This is a genomic window from Nocardia sp. NPDC056100 (assembly GCF_042266325.1).
Taxonomy (GTDB): domain Bacteria; phylum Actinomycetota; class Actinomycetes; order Mycobacteriales; family Mycobacteriaceae; genus Nocardia.
Genome location: NZ_JBHJVY010000001.1, coordinates 1608549 through 1624882, shown reverse-complemented (window position 1 = coordinate 1624882; position 16334 = coordinate 1608549). Strand labels below are relative to the sequence as shown.

Sequence of the window (16334 nt, the reverse complement as noted above, 5' to 3'; positions counted from 1 at the left end):
AGGACAATCGTGGCCGAAGAAACTGCCGCCACCGGTGAGGTGACGCCGCCCGGCGAGGGCACCGCGGGATCGGCGCCCGCGCCGGTGCCGGGGTCCGAGTCGAGTGCGGCGGGGATCGCGGCCGCGGGCTCTGCCGCGGCCGGTTCGCCGGCGGCGGGGGAGCAGGCCGCCGCGGCGGCGTCCGGGGTTTCGCAGCCCGAGGGTGCGGCGCCGCCCGCGTCCAAGGCGGGCCGCAATCTGCCCGCCGCGCTGGGTGTCGGTTTCGGTTTGGGCCTATCGCTCATCGCGATTCTGTTGTTCGCGCCCAAGGTGCTGATCGGCGTGATCGCCGCGGCCGTCGCCGTGGCGACCTGGGAGGTGGCCAAGCGGCTGCGCGAGGCCGATGTGCTGGTGCCGCGCATTCCGCTGCTGGCGGGTGGTCAGGCGATCATCTGGCTGGCCTGGCCGTTCGGCCCGCAGGGTGTGCTCGGCGCGTTCGGTGCGACCGCGCTGACGGTGATGGTGTGGCGGCTGTTCGACCACGGTTTGCGCGCCACCCCGCGAAACTATCTGCGCGACAGCGCGATCGGTATTTTCACGCTGTCCTGGATTCCGCTGCTGGCCGCGTTCGCGGTGCTCATGCTGCTGGAGGACGACGGCAATCTGCGGGTGCTGACCTTCATGATCCTGGTGGTCTGCTCCGATGTCGGCGGCTATATCGCCGGAGTGCTGTTCGGTAAGCATCCGATGGTTCCGCACATCAGCCCGAAGAAGTCCTGGGAGGGCTTCGGCGGTTCGCTGGTCTTCTGCGTCATCGGCGGTCTGCTGACGGTAACCCTGCTGCTGCAAGCCAATTCGATGATCGGCGTACTGCTCGGCGTGGCCCTGGTGCTGGTCGCCACCAGCGGCGATCTGATCGAATCCCAGGTCAAGCGCGAACTCGGCATCAAGGATATGGGCACCCTGCTGCCCGGCCACGGCGGCATCATGGATCGCCTGGATTCCATGCTGCCCTCCGCGTTCGTGGCCTGGCTGGTGCTGACCGCGCTGCTCTGATTCGAAGTCCCGCATCGGTTTTCACCGGCGGGCGATGGTCACCCGACATCCAATGCGGTGCCGTATAGCCGGGTGACCCGGAGCTTGATCACCACGCGGCCCTCGGCGGCCTGTTCTTGCAGGAATGTCTCCGGATCGTCCTGGTGACCCGCGGCGGCAAGGAGTTCGGCCGGGGAGTCCGATACCTCCGCATCGCCCTCGGCGACCGCGAAGGACCAGACGGTCGGCCCGTTCACATGCAGGGCGACATGCGGATTGTTCCGCACCTGTTTGGCTTTGAGCCGGTCCGCGGTGGTGGAGATCCGAATGACGCGTGCGGACGGATCCCAGCTGTAGAGCACCGTCGACATGGCCGGGTGCCCGGAGCGTTTCACCGTCGCCAGTACGCCGAACTGCTGGGCGGCCAGTATTTCGGCCAGTTCGGCATCGGTCAGCGTGCGCGGGGCGGGACCCTTGTTGCTCATGAAATGTCCTGTCTGAGTGCGGATTCGATAGAACCCACTGTATGAGCGCCCGCGCAGACGATAAATCATCGTGAATCTCGCGGTGATGTCCAATCGTCTTGCCGCATAGTCTTCTCGATATGGATGTTCTGAGTGCGGCGCTGGCGACCGCACGCACCGGCAGTCCCGCTTCCGGCCTGTTCGTGCGGCATGCGCCGTGGGGCCGGGCGTATCCGCGTATCGAGAGTGCCGGATTCCATATCGTGTTGCAGGGCTCGTGCTGGCTGACCAGGTCCGATGCCGATCCCATCGCGCTCGGGGCGGGCGATGTGGTGTTCATGCCGCGCGGAATCGCGCATGAGCTGGTCGATCAGCTCGGCGCTGCGATCACCGAGACCGCCGGACCGGCCGATATCCGTTTCATCGATGGTCCCGGTCCGGTCGCGACGCTGCTGTGCGGCTCTTACCAATTGGCAGCGGATCGCACGCATCCGCTGCTCGCCGAGCTCCCGGAGGTGGTGCACATTCCGGCGCGCCTGGGCAGTCATGCCGCATTGCGCGCCGCGGTGGAGCTGCTCGCCGATGAGCTGCATTCCCCGCGCCCGGGTGGCGATGCCGCGATCCCGCCGCTGCTGGAGTTGCTGCTGCTCTATCTGCTGCGTGCCTGGTTCGCCGATGCGCCGCATGAAATGTCCGGGTGGGCAGCGGCTTTCGCCGATCCAGGCATTTCGGCGGCGCTGCGCGATATGCATGAGAATCCGGCGCAGGGCTGGACGGTGGAGTCGCTGGGGGAGCGGGCCGGGCTCAGTCGCGCGGCCTTCGCCAAGCGTTTCACCGCCCTGGTCGGGGAGCCGCCGCTGGCCTATCTCACGCGCTGGCGCATGATCACCGCCGCGCGGCTGCTGCGCGAGACCGATGCCCCGCTCGCGGGTGTCGCGCGGCGCACCGGCTACGGCTCGGAGTACGCGTTCGGTAAGGCGTTCAAACGCGAATACGGCACTGCCCCCGGGCAATACCGCAGGACCGCCGACGACCTGCTGCGCGCGGGTGTCTGACGGTCTGCGGGTTCGCCGGTCGCGCTAGCTGTTCTTCTTGGTGGCGCGGCGCAGCTGCAGGATGCGGTAGCCGCCGACGAGCGCGGTGCCCAGCGCTCCGGCGACAACCGACAGCAGCACCAGGACGCCGATGGGCAGGTTCCAGTTCCAGGTGAACAGGGTGACGTGGGCCTGTTCGAGGTTCTGCAGGATGAAGATCAGTACGACGATGCCGAGCAATGCGGCGATGACGAGGCCGACCCAGGCGTAACCGGCGCGGGTCTTGAGGACGCGCTGGCCGTCGTTCGTGCTCATGCCGCTGCTCGGGGTCGGTTCCGACCCAGCGGTCGGTACGGCGTCGGTGGTCATTGCTAGATCATTGCCGATTGCTATGACCGGTGCACGTATATCGCCCCTAATCTGCCGTATGTCGTTTTCGCACGTTGTTAGCCGGAACACTGTCGCGGAGCTCACGTCGAATGTGATGAGCGCATCCCACCCCGCACGCCCGGAACGACGGTTCGGATGGAACACTGGAAGGGTTATGACTTCGATCCCCGTGCCCCTCGTGTTCGACGCCCCCCGCCGTGGCCTGCCGCCCCGGCATCTCGCCGATCTCGACGCACAGGAACGCAAGGCTGTGGTCGAGGAACTCGGCCTCCCCAAATTCCGCGCCGATCAGATCGCGCGCCAGTACTACGGCCGCCTCGTCGCCGATCCGGAAAAGATGACCGACCTGCCGGAAGCCATGCGCGCCAAGGTCGGCGAAGCGCTTTTCCCCACCCTGCTCACCGAGGTCCGCCATATCGAGTGCGATGACGGCACCACCCGCAAATCGCTGTGGAAGGCCAATGACGGCACGCTCCTGGAGAGCGTCCTCATGCGCTACACCGACCGCAACACCCTGTGCATCTCCAGCCAGGCGGGCTGCGGTATGGCGTGCCCGTTCTGCGCGACCGGTCAGGCGGGCCTGACCCGCAACCTGTCCACCGCCGAAATCGTCGACCAGGTCCGCGCCGCCGCGGCCGCGTTGCGCGACGGCGAGGTGGCCGGTGGCCCCGGCCGCCTGTCCAACATCGTCTTCATGGGCATGGGCGAACCCCTCGCCAACTACAAGCGCGTGGTGAACGCGGTGCGCCGCATCACCTCCCCGTCGCCCGACGGTCTCGGCATCTCCCAGCGCAATGTGGTGGTCTCCACCGTCGGCCTGGCCCCCGCCATCCGCAAACTGGCCGACGAAGACCTCTCGGTGACCCTGGCCGTCTCCCTGCACACCCCCGACGACGAACTCCGCGACACCCTGGTCCCGGTCAACAATCGCTGGCCCGTCGCCGAAGTCCTCGACGCCGCAAGGTATTACGCCGACAAGTCCGGCCGCCGAGTCTCCATCGAATACGCCTTGATCCGCGATATCAACGACCAGCCCTGGCGCGCGGACATGCTCGGCAAGAAACTGCACAAGGCTCTCGGCTCCCGAGTCCACGTCAACCTCATCCCGTTGAACCCGACCCCGGGCAGCAAATGGGACGCCTCCCCGAAGCCCGTCGAACGAGAATTCGTCCGCCGAGTCAACGAACAGGGCGTCCCCTGCACCGTCCGCGACACCCGCGGCCAGGAAATCGCCGCCGCCTGCGGCCAGCTGGCCGCCGAGGGCTGATGCTAGGTCACTGCGATCTAGAGAACTTCGCCTGGTCGAACTTGGGCCCGCGCTAGCCGAGGATGCGTCGGTTTGCGGAGAACCAATGACTCAAGGGTATCTAGGGGAGGCGTTGGCGTCACGAATGGCTTGCGGTCTATCGTCCGACCAAAGCGAAGCGCATGAAGCGCGTGTGGGACAGAGCTTTCCGATGGTTTTGCGTATCGTCGATCTGCCGATCGATTCCAGCGAGTACGGCTGGGGAATTCTGCAACGCTGACAGGCGACGGGTGAACTCGTGGCGCTTCTTCTCGGCCGCTGCTGCTGCGGCAGCTGAGGTTGTCGAAAGACTTGCGATTGCTGCAATATATGTTTGCTCGGCTTGAATGCGCTTTTGGCTTGCTTCGTTTTCTGCTTGTTGATCTGCTTGAGCGAGCTTGCTCATTTCAAGGTTGTATTTGGAGTCACCGGTGCTGGTGCTGGTGGGTGCGTTGCGTGAAAACCGTGAAATAGCCTTGGATGCGTGCGCATTTCGCCAATTATCCAATGCCCGGGCTTTGGCTTCCCCTATTCCTTTGACATAGATCGGCCCGCCGGATGTAAGAAGATAGGCAGTCGCCGAGTTGTAGTTCCCGCTCGGCGAGGAAAGCTGGATCCCATCGAAATCTGCTGCAGTCCGAATCCCATGCGCGGCAAGTTCCCTGGTCAGCGCCGAGCCGATCCCTGTAATTGATGAGCTTGATATTTTGAATCGCATCAAGTCTTTCCGCACATACTCTGCTCGTTCATTTGCGTAAGCATCCGATTTGCTCTTTTGTAGTTTCTCTTTCAGCTGGACACGTCTTCTATCGTTGTTGCTTCTTCTGGTTCGCCTTTGTCGGTCGATCTCTTCGAGTTGTCGGTCGTGCTGGACTTTCAGGTGACTTCGCTGCCTTGGGAGTCCGGTCAACCGTTGTTGTTCCGACAGATCATGCTGGCCTTGGTCAACGCGAATCGCAGCCTCTGCCGCAGCAACATCGGCGATGCCGGCGCGGCGTTCATGTAGCTCTAGAAGATGGCTCTCGAGCGCGGTGACTTCGGGGCGAGAACGCCGAGCTGCCCAAATTGCAACCCATGCGCCCGCGATCGGCCCGAACGCGATTGCGGGGGAGAAGAAGATGAAGGACGGGAGTGCGGCGACGGCGGTCACGAGGAAGAGGATCGTCGCCAGGACATCAACGGCTCGCCGCTTGGCGAACCGCGGCAGCGTATCGCCAAGCCGTGTCGATTTAAGCTGCATCGGCTCGCTAGGAGTCACATATCCAGCCATCCAGCTGGGTAATCCGCGACTCATAGTGCCGGTGGGCGGGGCAGAGGACGATGCTGCGCCACCTGTTGCGGTGGATAGTGCGGGTATGCCTGTCAGTGGTTGTGACGCGAGTAGGCGAACCCGTTCGGCTAGGTCTCGGATCTCGCTGTCGACATGAGAAAGCAGCGCCGGAAACCTCTGTGAGATAACTGGATTCGTGAAGTCACTCTCGGTCAAGAGTAGATATTCGCCGTGTTGTTCGTGTAGCTGCCGCCAAAGCTCAGGGTCCCTCGCGACGGACTTCAAGGCCAGATAGATGACCCAGGCTGAGAATCGATCCAACTCGGCCCCAAAGTCGCCATTGCCGCGAATTGGCGACTGATAGTTGCGGTGGCCCCGCTCTGTACCGCCCAAGCCACTCAGTGCGGGCACGAACATGCCATCGTAGTCCAACAGTCGTAAGGTTCCATCATCGGTGACCATTAGATTGCCGTGTTGAAGATCTCCGTGTGCAATACCGTGTTTTGCGAGATCGGAGATCAATCCCGCGAATAGTTCGGCAAGGCGATCGACGCTGGAGCTGTCGCAATGATGTGTATCCAACCAGGCTGATAGTGTGACGCCCTGGACCCACTCCATCTTTAGTATTGGGTAGCGATCCTTGCCTACCAGTATTGCATCCGGCAGATACTCGAATCCGATCTTCCACGGCTGAGATAGATTCGATTGTGGTACTGTCGAGAGCTTTTTGCTGATAGCTTGGTAGCGCGCTTGCTGATCGGGGACGTGTCTGGTGAAACATTTAATGGCATATCGGGTTCCGGTTCGGCTGTGCGTCAGTGGAAATACGCTGGCGAAGGCTCCGGAGATCGCGCGGGGCTGGCGAAGCTTGGTCAGCTCCGGCACAGAATCCCTCAGATCAGTGTCGGTGAAACATATTTTTGGATGCTGAAGGGCCTCTTGATAACTACCCGCAGTAGGGAACTCTTGGGAATTGGCCGTGGCCATCAGCGCTATCTCCCTTCGAAATCGATTCGAATCAGCGCCACGTCATCATTCCGCAACTCATGCCGAGCGCGAAGTGTATCGAGCCAATCTGAAAATTTGGTGGCGTCATAGGGGCCGCCAAATTCCAAGAGTTCGGACAGCGCGCTGGATGGATCGTCTGCGGCAAGGAACCAGGCAGCCAACGCATCGGACATCAGCAGCAAACGATCGCCAGAGACGCAGACGCCTTCGATATAACGGGTGCGCTCCGCGAGCAATGCGGTGTCATGGTTGCGGCTGCCGAAGAGGTCTGGATTTGTGCCGAACTCCTCTAAGCTTTGAACAGGGAATTTCGTTAGCGGCAGATTATCGCGTATGTGAAATATGCAGGAATCGCCTAATGCTGCTGCCTGCCAGCGCCATTCGGAGAGTTTGGTCGGTGTGATCAGGACGGTGAGTAGTGTTGAGAAAGTGCTTCCCTGCAGCTTTGCCTGCTCATACCACTTCAAAGGTCGGCCTGCCGCCGCACGATTCGACGAGTATATGGCAACCCAAGGATCCCAGCGGCTAACTACGTCGGCTGCGAAGTCTTCGAATGCTCTCTCAAGCTCGAAATATTTCGAATCGGCCAATGCTTTTGCCGTTGAGGTCGAGGCCAATATGTGAGCCCAATCCTTTGCTAACACGCTCTCTGTCGCGCCGTCGCAAACGCTTAGCGCTACTGGGCCGGTAACGATCTCATCGAATGAAGCCTCCGGTAGTACACAAACCGCATCCTCGCATTCTGCTACGGTGAAGCCCTGCTTGGGTGCGACCAGGTAGGTTACGTACATGCCTGGCGTTGTCACCGCAGTTCAGTTGCCCGCGTTCCGATGTCCAGAAACTGGACCACCGAGGTGATATCCGCGTTATAGACGAACCCTCGAGTACTGTCACCAATTCGATGTCCCTGCGCTGCGGCGTAAGACCGCATGTGATTGGGTAGCACGCTCGACATCGAGAAAAGTGTTTGAGCGTAGGAATCAGGCAGTCCGGTATCCGAGTTGGGGAATGTAATCGGGGACCCTCCTGTCGCCGATACATGCAGGTTGAAGAGCAGAACTTCGCCGTCGTCCGTAGCCTGCGAGGTGATTGCGGTGGCGGCTCCGGTAGGGATGCCGTCCGTGGACTCGCCGTCGGTCAAATTTATGACAATCGGCGGGAATACGTTGGGGTGCTCTGTGATCCAATCTCGTACCAGGGTTTCCGCGTATCGAAGAGCTCGGCTCATCGGTGTTCCGCCGCCGATGACCGGATCCATCCAAACCGGGAAGGCTACGGTCCTTTCGACGAGGCCGCCGGCACCATCGGGCACCTTCTGCGTGCGTTCGTCGACACGGGCTGGGTTGTCGGCGACTTCGCTCAGCGGTACCAGGTCGCGGCCTGCTAGCGCACCCGAGAAGGCTGACCCGACCGTCGCACCGTAGCCGATCACAGCAATGTGAAAGTAGTCCCGGACCCCCTCCTCTTTAGCGCATTTCACAGATAGTTCCCTCAATAGTCGGTTGATCGCATCGGCGACGACATCCGCCTTCTTCTGCGGGATCTCACCGCCAATCTGGTCACCCATAGAGGTTGACTGATCGATGAGGAAAATGAAGCAGGTCGGATTTGTCCGACTAATCTCGGCTGTGTATGGCATACGTGCTCCCCCGGTATGTGAACCTCGGACTCGCCGTATGTGACGGGTCTCCTGCGCCTCAGCGCTAGTAATGAAATCGAACTACTGACAACCTGTCAATCGCGCTGTTCGCACGTCCTGTAGCCGAATGATTGCTTGTCGGATGACGTCAAGGGTGATCTGTGTGTGAACGTCTCGAGGCAGCCCACCGGACCGTCGATTTGCCGCAGAAGGCTAGGGTAAGAGCGATGGCACTATTTGTCATAGACGCAATCGAGGGAGTGGACCTCATCGCGGTCAGGTATCGGGAGAAGTCCTTGCTACCTGGACGCCTTTCGATCGGGAGGTTACAGAAGTTGGTGGCGATGGCTGAAACGCTATGGCGCCGCAAGGGAGTGGCTCACAGGCTGGGAATTTTTGTCGTATGCTCTCTGCTTGATGCCTACTGATCACATGGCTGTTGTCAGTGTCAGTGCCGGATATGCGGAAGGTTCGCTACGTCTGGCCAGCCGATCCGACAGTCATCGTCGATGGGAGGAAGGGTGATGGTTGATTCGGTTACATACGGGCCAAGACATGCGGGAGTTCGTTTGGGGTCACTATTGCCTTCACCGTTGTAATCATCGCGCTGCTCGCGATCCCGGTGGCATTGCTGGTGCGCTTCCGAACCGGTTGATGTTATTTCGCTTGGGCTTTACCACCGGTGGGCGCGACGGCGAACCAGGTGTTGCCTACGCCCTGGCCGTTGAGGTCGCCGGGGTTCTTGTCCTTGGAGAAGTAGTAGATGGGCCAGCCGCCGATGGTGATCTGGCAGGTGCCGTCGGGGCGTTCGATGAAACCGGTTGTGGCCGGGTCGATTCCGTCTACGTAGAGGGACTGGCCGCGGCTTACCAGCAGGGGTGGCCAGGTGGTGGCGCAGTCGCCTGTGCAGTTCGACTTCGAGGGGTTGGCGGTGTCCTTGTCGAAGCGGTAGAGGGAGCGGTTCAGGTTATCCGTTACGCGGGGGCCGACTTTGGGGTCGGTGGCGACCTTCAGTTGGACGGCGTTGATGCCCTGGGGAGCTGTGCCCGCGTAGATGTTCAGCCAGCCTTGGGTTTTCGCCGGGGACTGGGCCGTTGCCGACGGGGTGGCGGGAGCGGCGGTGGCGGCGGGGCTGGTCGAGAGTGAGACGACCGCTGCGGCCGCGATGGCGACGGCGGTGGTGAGTACGGCTTTGACGCTGGGCATGGATCCTCCGGACTGGCTTTCGTGGGCAGCGCAGCCAAGTGTGGTGCGCGAACAGCGGAAGATCTGTTCGCGCACCGACATTCGTTATGTCAGCGTGCCGACACAACGGGCTTCAGTGACCGCGAGCCCGGCGCAGCACCTCCTCTTCGGTGAGGGCGCTGGAGGGGTGATGGCTCAGGGACATGGGGACGGTGATCTTGGCGAAGCCGAGGCCCTCGGTCGCACCGTAGAAACGGCCCGCCGACAGGCGTGAAATGTCGTCCACCTGACCGCCTTTCGCGCGCGCGAGGTCTTTCGCCGCCTGAATCTGCACCGAGGCGTTGAGCAGGCCGTAGAACTGGGTGGCGGCATTGCCGGTGACCATATTGCTCAGCCCTTTGGGGGCCTGGGTGGCGTAGACCATGCCCAGACCGTATTTGCGCGCCTGGGCGGCCAATTGGATGGTGCTCTGCGAGGACACGGTGCGGCCGATCGCGGGGACGAAGGTCTGCGCCTCGTCCAGCACCAGCAGGCCGCCCAATGGCCTGTCCCCGGCCGGATTTCGCTTGATCCATGCGAACAGCGCCAGTTCGAGTTGGTTCACGAAGGTCTGGCGCTGCTGTTCGGTCGGCAACCCGATGCAGCTGATCACCGAGATGCGCGCGCGTTTTCCGGGAGCGGGAGTGAGCAGCGCGCCCGGATCGAGGCGTTCGCCCGCACCGCCGAACACCGGATCATTGATCATGGCGGCGTTGAGTTCATCGGCCATATCCGCGGCCAGCCGACTCGCATTGCGGATCGTGCTGACATCGGACGGCAGATTGCCGAGCAGGGTGATGAACGCGCCGAGTTCACCACCGCCCTCGCGGGCGAAATGTGCCAGCGATTCGGTGAGAACCGCTGTGCCGGTGCGGAGTTTCTGGGTGGTCAGGCCGGTGCGCGGAACCAGGCTCGCTACCGAGGCGTCGATCGAGAGCCGGAATTCGTCCGGATCGTCGAGCACGCCGCTGAAATCGGGCAGCGGGTTCAGCGCGATCGGACGGCCCGCCTCGCGGCGCGGGGTCCAGACGATCACCTCGGTCTCGGCCAAATAGCGTTGCGCCCGTTCGGGATCGCGCGGACCCCAGCCGTCCGGCGGCGACGGCCACGGATCGCCGAGCCGGGCCAGATCATTGTTGGTATCGATCAGAATCGACGACACCCCTTGCAGCGCGGCCTCTTCCACCAGCCGCCGCAGCAGCACCGTCTTCCCCGAGCCGCTGCCCGCGAAAACCGCCGTGTGCTTGCGCAATTGGATGAGCGGAATACGGAAAGGCGCACCGTTCTCGATACTGCGGCCGAGCTGGATCGCGGGCGCGCCCATACCGTCGTCGTGGGCAATACGGCGGGTGGGCGCGTCGGCGGCGGGCGCACGGCGTTCCCATCCCGCCGCATCGGATTCCGTAACGATCGGACCGGCGAACGTGGCCGCCACCGCGCGGTCACCGCTGCCCGGATACGGAGCCCGCACCGGCGAATCCAGTGCGACGGTGATATCCGGTGCGATGATCGCCGAGGTCTGCTGTACCGCAGTAACTTCGGCGCGGGCGGCGGGGAGCGCCCGCCGCAGCAGTTCCGATCCGCTCGCGGGGCGGCGCGCTTCCAGCCAGCCGAGGAAGCCCTGGCCGCCGTCGGCGTGCATCCCCCGCAGTGCCGCGAACGTGCGCAGGTCCTCTTCCCCGATAGGCAGCGTAATCCCGTGCGCGGCTTCGAATTCGGCTATCGCGGTCTTGGTGACCGGCCCGGGCGAGAAGGTCGTATTGCGCAGGATCACCAGGTGCCGTTTGGTCGCACCGGGATGGATCCCGGCTTCCAGGCAGGCCGAGCGCAACCGGGTGAGCACCGCCCTCGGATGGCCGTGCGCGATGGCGCGGAAACTCCAGTGCTCCTCATCCTCGGTCGCCTCGTCGAGGGTGCGGCGCAGCCGGGCATGCAGGGATTGCTGCACGATGGTGGGCGGGTCGACGCTCAGCTCGCGCCCGGCCTCGCCCTGTTCCAGGACGTAGCAGGCCAATGCCGCGTTGAGCAGCGAGAACATTTGATCGTCTTCGTATTTCGGATTCAGCGGCGCGCTCACATCGGCGGCCGCGCGCAGCTCCGCGAAGCGGCGGTCCAGGGCGTCGAGTTCGGTGGCCGCGGGGGTGATCCGGGTGCTCACGCGTTCGGTCGCCGGTTTCCCGAATTGCTGGAGTTCGATGACCGTATTCTCGGCCAGGCATAGTCGGACGTGTTCCTCGACCTGCTGGAGCAGTCGGCGCGGCGTGAAATCGGCGACCACCGGATCGTCGAAGGCGGCGGGCACGACCGGCCAGGTCGGATACGGCGGCTCGAATCCGCTCTCCCCGTACAGGTTTCCCAGATGCCGTTCGATAATGGCGGTCGCCACCGCGGCCGACGGCATGGCGGTGGAGAGTTCGACCACAGTGAATCGATCGGCGGCAGAGTTCACCGCGCGCGTGGTGATCAGCTCCCATGACTTGGGCAGGCAGGCGGCGACGATGAGGGTGCGGGTGGTCTCCTCGCGCATGCGCATGAGCCCGTCGGCGAGCCGGTTCACCAGCTCGTCCCCGTCGGTCTGCCCGGATTGCGCTATGACACTGTCGATTTGGTCGATGGCGAGTACGACGGGCCCGGTCAGCGCGAACAGTCGCGAGATATCGCCGAAGACCAGCTGCGGTAGTCGATTGCGCCGCCGGAAACCCCACGCCAGCTGATCCGCCGGATCGACGCCATCGTCGAAGGTGAGAAACGTGTGCCCGATATCGCGCAGTTCGCGTTTGCCTTGGAAGAGCACCAGGGCGCGCAGGGTGTCCTCGCACTGCACCGCCACCTGCGCGTCCAATTCCGTTACGCGCTCCAGGAATTCGTCGAGATCGGCGCGGCCGATCGCCATGGTGCCGCGCAACCGCATGCGCAGTTCGGTACCGCACCCGGTCAGTTCGGCGAGCGCGCCGAGCATACGGCCGAGCTGCCCGCCGTCGGACCCCAGCAGCTGCGACACCACCCCGTGCACCGCGCCCGACCAGAACGACTGCCCGTCAATCAGTTTGGGCATGAAGAAGGCCCCGCCCCGCTGCTGCACATGCTGTCGCAGCCAGCCGAGCATATGCGTCTTGCCGACCCCGCGTTCCCCGCTGACCACCAGTCCGGTCGGCGTACTGCGCGGCCGGTTCGCCGCCGCCAGCACCGCCCGCTCGATCTGCGCCACCGCGCGCGGATGCAGCCCGTCGACGTGATAGTTCAGTGGACTCCACACCTCATCGGGTCCGAGCACACTGCCGAATTGCACCGAGGCCAGCGCATACTGCTGTTCCTCGTTCACCGCGCGGCCTCGATGGTGAGCAGATGTCGCGCCGTCCCGCCGAGCACGATCGCGGCGTCCCGATCCCGTTCGGTCAGCGTCTGCTGATCCGCTTCGGCCCGCACGTGCACGTCATCGCGCCGAGCCAGCGATTCCAGCGCCCGGTCCACCTCACCCCGGGACAGCTCACCGAGCTGCTCACGCAGCACCGCGAGCCGCACGGCCGAACCGCCGCCGCGCGCCAGCTCCGCGTACGCCGCCTCCACCTGTCCCGCGATATCGGGCTGGAAGAGATCGGCGAGCGCCTGCCCGCTGTCGTCGAGATGCCGTCGCAGCCCGCCCAATACGGCATACAGCGCACCCCCGGCGGCCCCCGCCCGGCTCGGCCGCGCCGCGCCCAGCTCCGCCCGGCACCATACCGCGCCGCCATCGGTCAGCTCGTGCACGTAGGCCCGCCGCACCATGGTGCTGGCCACCAAACCGAGTTCATTGAGCCGCCTGCGGTTCTTGCCGTCGAGCTTGATCCCCGCGATGGCGAACAGCTCACCATTGGTCAGCTCTCGCGCCTCGGCCATCAGCACGAGCAGCACACACCGCTCACCCAACGTCAATCGGTCATCGGCCACGTCAGTCCCTCACCCTTCGATCCTCGGTAAATCCGCCCGAGCGCGACGACGGCAACATCGCCCACCCCCGGGCGATTTCACTGTAGCTATCGCCGAGTGAGCCACCCCCGATTCCCGAAATATTCCGTCCGGTCCTGTGCCACAAAGAGTTTGAGACATCGGGCGGTACACATCGGCGGTGTCGGCAACGGTGGAGAACTACTTGCCGGTAGGTGGAGCCTGCCGGAGTTCCGCTATCGCCAGCACGGCCAATGCGGCGAACATGATCGCGCCGATGGTGGTGACGGTGTGCAGGCCGGAGGTGAAGGCGGTGCGGGCGGAGTCGAGTAGGTCGTCGCGGACGGTCGGTGGGAGTTGATGTGCCGCGGCGAATGCGCCCGTGACGGATTCGTTGGCTTGGTCGGCGGCGGGGGAGGGGATGGTGGCGGGGAGGTGGAGGGTGGTGCGGTAGACGGCGGTGCCGATGCTGCCGAGCAGGGCGACGCCCGCGGCTACGCCGAATTGGCCGCCCGCTTCGGCGGTGGCGGCGGCCGCGCCCGCGATCTCGGGTGGGGCGGCGCGCAGGATGAGGTCGTAGCCGAGGGACATGCCGGGGCCGATACCGGCCATGGCTATGGCGAAGCCGATTATCAGTGGGGGAAGGCCGGTTTCGACGGTGGTGCAGGTGGTCAGGGTGTAGCCGAGGGCCCCGATGGCCAGCCCGGCGGCGGTGATGTAGGCGGGACGCAGGGTGCGGGCCAGGGCTGGGCCGAGGGCGATGGTGACGAGCATGGCCAGGGCGGGCGGGACCATCCAGAGGCCCGCGCGCAGGGTGGAATAGCCCAGGACGGTTTGCAGGTAGAGATTGATCATGAGGATGCTGCCGCCCTGGGCCGCGCCCGCCAGCAGGCTGAGGGTGAACGCGCCACGGAAGATGCGGTTGGTGAACAGACGCAATTCCAGTAGCGGCCGCCGAATTCTGCTCTGACGCAACAGGAATAGGGCGAACACGAGCACACCGCCGGTGAGGGCGATCCAGGCCCCGGGCTGCCCGGCATCGCGGGACAGTTCGGTGATGCCGTAGACGACGGGCAGAATTCCGGCCAATGACAGTGCGACACTGAGAATGTCGAGCCGAGAGGCGGCGGGATCACGGTATTCGGGCAGCAATATCGGCCCCGCGATGAGCAACAACAGCATGACCGGCACGGCGAGCAGGAATACCGAACCCCACCAGAAGTGCGCCAGCAGTACACCTCCCGCGATCGGCCCGATGATCGCACCACCCATGAAACAGCCGGTGAAGGCGGCGACGGCGGTCGCTCGCTGTTTCGGATCGCCGAACATGCTGCCGATCAACGCCAGACCCGAGGGTGCCAGGGTCGCGCCCGCGATACCGAGCAGCGCCCGGGCGGCGATCAGCATCGCCGGACTGTCCGAGTACGCCGCCAGTATCGAGCACGCGCCGAAAGCCCCCGCACCGCAGAGCAAGAGCCGTCGGCGGCCGACGCGATCGCCGAGAGTGCCCATGGTGAGCAGGAATCCGGCGATCATGAAGCCGTAGATGTCCAGGATCCAGAGTTGTTCGGTGCTGCTGGGCGTCAGGTCCGCCGCCAGGTTCGGCAGGGCCAGATTCAATACGCTGAAGTCGACCGAGATCAGCAGAATGGGCAGGGCCAGCACCGCGAGGCCGAGCCATTCGCGGCGGCCCGCGCGCGCCGTCGCGGGTCTATCGGTGATGTCCACGGGAATCCTTTCGAACGGTTCTGCCGAACCGACGAACGGGACCGCCCCGAATGGACCGGACCAGCGCTACCGCCGACAAACAGCACGGTTCAGGACATTTCGTCGAGCCGCCGCCCGAGATAGCGGCGCTCGGCCTCGGACACCACCAGCTCCAGCGCCGCCCGATAGCAGGTGGCCGCCTCCTCGAACCGACCGAGTCGGCGCAGCAGATCCGCCTTCGTCGCGGACAGCAGATGCGTGCCGTTGAGCGTCGCGTCCGCCTCCAGCTCGCCGAGCTGTGCGAGACCGACCTCCGGTCCCTCCGACATCGCCACCGCGACAACATGATTCAGCCGCACGACGGGGGAGGGCACCAGCTTCAGCAGATGCTCGTAGAGCCCGGCGATCTGCGCCCAATCCGTCGCCGCGGCGGTGGGCGCGTGCACATGGCAGGCCGCGATCGCCGCCTGCAACCGATACGGCCCGATCCGCCCGCGCGCCATGGCGGCATCGAGAATCGCTGTGCCCTCGGCGATTCGAGCACAATCCCAGCGCGCACGGTCCTGATATTCGAGCGTCACCAGTTCGCCGTCGGCAGCCACCCGCGTCGCCCGCCGGGCATCGTGCAGCAGCATCAACGCCAGCAGCCCCTGCGCCTCGGGCTCATCGGGCATCAACTCCACCAGCAGCCGTTGCAGCCGAATGGCCTCCGCACACAACCCTTCCCGGATCATCTCGGTCCCGGTGGTGGCGGAATAGCCCTCGTTGAAGATCAGATACAGCACCCCCAGCACCGCGACAGTCCGCTCGGGCAGCAGATGCGCGGGCGGCACCCGATACGGAATCCCGGCGTTCTTGATCTTCGCCTTGGCGCGCACCAGCCGTTTGGCCAGCGTCGCCTCCGGCACCAGGAAGGCCCGCGCGATCTGCGCGGTGCTCAACCCCGCCAGCGTCCGCAGGGTCAGCGCGATCTGCGATTCGAACGCCAGCGCCGGATGACAGCAGGTGAAGATGAGCCGCAGCCGATCATCGCGAATCTCCTGCGCCTCGCCGCCGACCTCGCCGTGCGCCGTCAATACGGCCAACTCCCGTAATTTCGCCGCCCCCAACGTATTCCGCCGCAGCCTGTCGACGGCGTGATTGCGGGCCGCCGTGGTGAGCCAGGCCCCCGGCTTATCCGGCACCCCGTCGCGCGGCCACACCCGCAGGGCCGCCGCGAACGCCTCCTGCGCCGCCTCCTCGGCCAGATCCCACTCCCCGGTCACCCGGATCAAGGTGGCGACCACATGCCCCCATTCGTCCCGAAAGGCGGCGACGATGGCGTCATCGACCACCCCGGCGCGATCGGCCACACTGCCGTTTCCGGTGTCGCGTA

At 64.5% G+C, this 16334-nt stretch carries 13 protein-coding genes; 3 read left to right on the top strand and 10 right to left on the bottom strand.

The genetic code is table 11. The annotated features are described in order from the left end of the window. Nucleotides 1–114 precede the first annotated feature (114 nt). A complete protein-coding gene (locus ACFC0O_RS07455; protein WP_375956029.1) occupies nucleotides 115–1035 on the top strand; it encodes a phosphatidate cytidylyltransferase in 921 nt (306 codons plus the stop codon). A 38-nt stretch (nucleotides 1036–1073) separates the two neighbouring features. Here the strand turns inward: ACFC0O_RS07455 and ACFC0O_RS07450 are convergent, their stop codons facing one another. Further along, nucleotides 1074–1499, bottom strand: coding sequence for a TIGR03618 family F420-dependent PPOX class oxidoreductase (locus ACFC0O_RS07450; protein ID WP_375954648.1), 426 nt, complete (start codon nucleotides 1497–1499; stop codon nucleotides 1074–1076). 119 nt (nucleotides 1500–1618) lie between these two features. Between ACFC0O_RS07450 and ACFC0O_RS07445 the strand changes: the two genes are divergently transcribed. After that, nucleotides 1619–2533 (top strand): AraC family transcriptional regulator, encoded by a 915-nt coding sequence (locus ACFC0O_RS07445; protein ID WP_375954646.1) that lies wholly within the window; start codon nucleotides 1619–1621, stop codon nucleotides 2531–2533. Nucleotides 2534–2557: 24 nt separating this feature from the next. On the opposite strand, the gene ACFC0O_RS07440 is transcribed toward ACFC0O_RS07445, so the two are convergent. Further along, nucleotides 2558–2827 carry a lipopolysaccharide assembly LapA domain-containing protein gene (locus ACFC0O_RS07440; RefSeq protein WP_375954644.1) on the bottom strand — a complete coding sequence of 90 codons (270 nt, stop codon included), beginning with the start codon at nucleotides 2825–2827 and terminating at the stop codon, nucleotides 2558–2560. Nucleotides 2828–3056: 229 nt separating this feature from the next. Here ACFC0O_RS07440 and rlmN point away from each other — a divergent pair, with 229 nt between their 5' ends. Further along, nucleotides 3057–4169, top strand: coding sequence for a 23S rRNA (adenine(2503)-C(2))-methyltransferase RlmN (gene rlmN / locus ACFC0O_RS07435; RefSeq protein WP_364630672.1), 1113 nt, complete (start codon nucleotides 3057–3059; stop codon nucleotides 4167–4169). A 136-nt stretch (nucleotides 4170–4305) separates the two neighbouring features. Here rlmN and ACFC0O_RS07430 read toward each other — a convergent pair whose 3' ends face one another. The 8 genes from ACFC0O_RS07430 to ACFC0O_RS07395 all read right to left on the bottom strand — a co-directional run bounded on the left by ACFC0O_RS07430 (nucleotide 4306) and on the right by ACFC0O_RS07395 (nucleotide 16293). After that, on the bottom strand, nucleotides 4306–6444 hold the full coding sequence (locus ACFC0O_RS07430; protein WP_375954643.1) for an AarF/UbiB family protein: 2139 nt from the start codon (nucleotides 6442–6444) through the stop codon (nucleotides 4306–4308). A gap of 5 nt (nucleotides 6445–6449) precedes the next feature. Continuing rightward, nucleotides 6450–7256, bottom strand: a complete 807-nt coding sequence (locus tag ACFC0O_RS07425; protein WP_375954641.1) for a hypothetical protein — start codon at nucleotides 7254–7256, stop codon at nucleotides 6450–6452. A gap of 11 nt (nucleotides 7257–7267) precedes the next feature. Then, a complete protein-coding gene (locus ACFC0O_RS07420) occupies nucleotides 7268–8104 on the bottom strand; it encodes a VWA domain-containing protein (protein WP_375954639.1) in 837 nt (278 codons plus the stop codon). Between the two features lie 657 nt (nucleotides 8105–8761). After that, on the bottom strand, nucleotides 8762–9310 hold the full coding sequence (locus tag ACFC0O_RS07415) for a hypothetical protein (RefSeq protein ID WP_375954637.1): 549 nt from the start codon (nucleotides 9308–9310) through the stop codon (nucleotides 8762–8764). Nucleotides 9311–9422: 112 nt separating this feature from the next. Further along, nucleotides 9423–12650 (bottom strand): helicase HerA domain-containing protein, encoded by a 3228-nt coding sequence (locus ACFC0O_RS07410; protein ID WP_375954636.1) that lies wholly within the window; start codon nucleotides 12648–12650, stop codon nucleotides 9423–9425. Further along, nucleotides 12647–13255: a hypothetical protein gene (locus ACFC0O_RS07405; RefSeq protein ID WP_375954634.1), complete on the bottom strand. Its 609-nt coding sequence runs from the start codon at nucleotides 13253–13255 to the stop codon at nucleotides 12647–12649. The genes ACFC0O_RS07410 and ACFC0O_RS07405 overlap by 4 nt, the downstream gene beginning before the upstream one ends. Nucleotides 13256–13453: 198 nt before the next feature. Continuing rightward, complete coding sequence (locus ACFC0O_RS07400; RefSeq protein WP_375954632.1) at nucleotides 13454–14980, bottom strand: MFS transporter; 1527 nt, start codon at nucleotides 14978–14980, stop codon at nucleotides 13454–13456. An 89-nt stretch (nucleotides 14981–15069) separates the two neighbouring features. Then, entirely contained in the window at nucleotides 15070–16293 is a 1224-nt protein-coding gene (locus ACFC0O_RS07395; protein ID WP_375956027.1) for an RNA polymerase sigma factor, read from the bottom strand. Nucleotides 16294–16334: the final 41 nt, after the last annotated feature.

What these genes read in the sequence shown, in the direction of transcription:
- ACFC0O_RS07420 (WP_375954639.1), bottom strand. Translation starts at nt 8,104, where the DNA reads ATGCCATACACAGCCGAGATTAGTCGGACAAATCCGACCTGCTTCATT.
- ACFC0O_RS07450 (WP_375954648.1), bottom strand. Translation starts at nt 1,499, where the DNA reads ATGAGCAACAAGGGTCCCGCCCCGCGCACGCTGACCGATGCCGAACTG.
- rlmN (WP_364630672.1), top strand. Translation starts at nt 3,057, where the DNA reads ATGACTTCGATCCCCGTGCCCCTCGTGTTCGACGCCCCCCGCCGTGGC.
- ACFC0O_RS07440 (WP_375954644.1), bottom strand. Translation starts at nt 2,827, where the DNA reads ATGAGCACGAACGACGGCCAGCGCGTCCTCAAGACCCGCGCCGGTTAC.
- ACFC0O_RS07415 (WP_375954637.1), bottom strand. Translation starts at nt 9,310, where the DNA reads ATGCCCAGCGTCAAAGCCGTACTCACCACCGCCGTCGCCATCGCGGCC.
- ACFC0O_RS07430 (WP_375954643.1), bottom strand. Translation starts at nt 6,444, where the DNA reads ATGGCCACGGCCAATTCCCAAGAGTTCCCTACTGCGGGTAGTTATCAA.
- ACFC0O_RS07425 (WP_375954641.1), bottom strand. Translation starts at nt 7,256, where the DNA reads ATGTACGTAACCTACCTGGTCGCACCCAAGCAGGGCTTCACCGTAGCA.
- ACFC0O_RS07445 (WP_375954646.1), top strand. Translation starts at nt 1,619, where the DNA reads ATGGATGTTCTGAGTGCGGCGCTGGCGACCGCACGCACCGGCAGTCCC.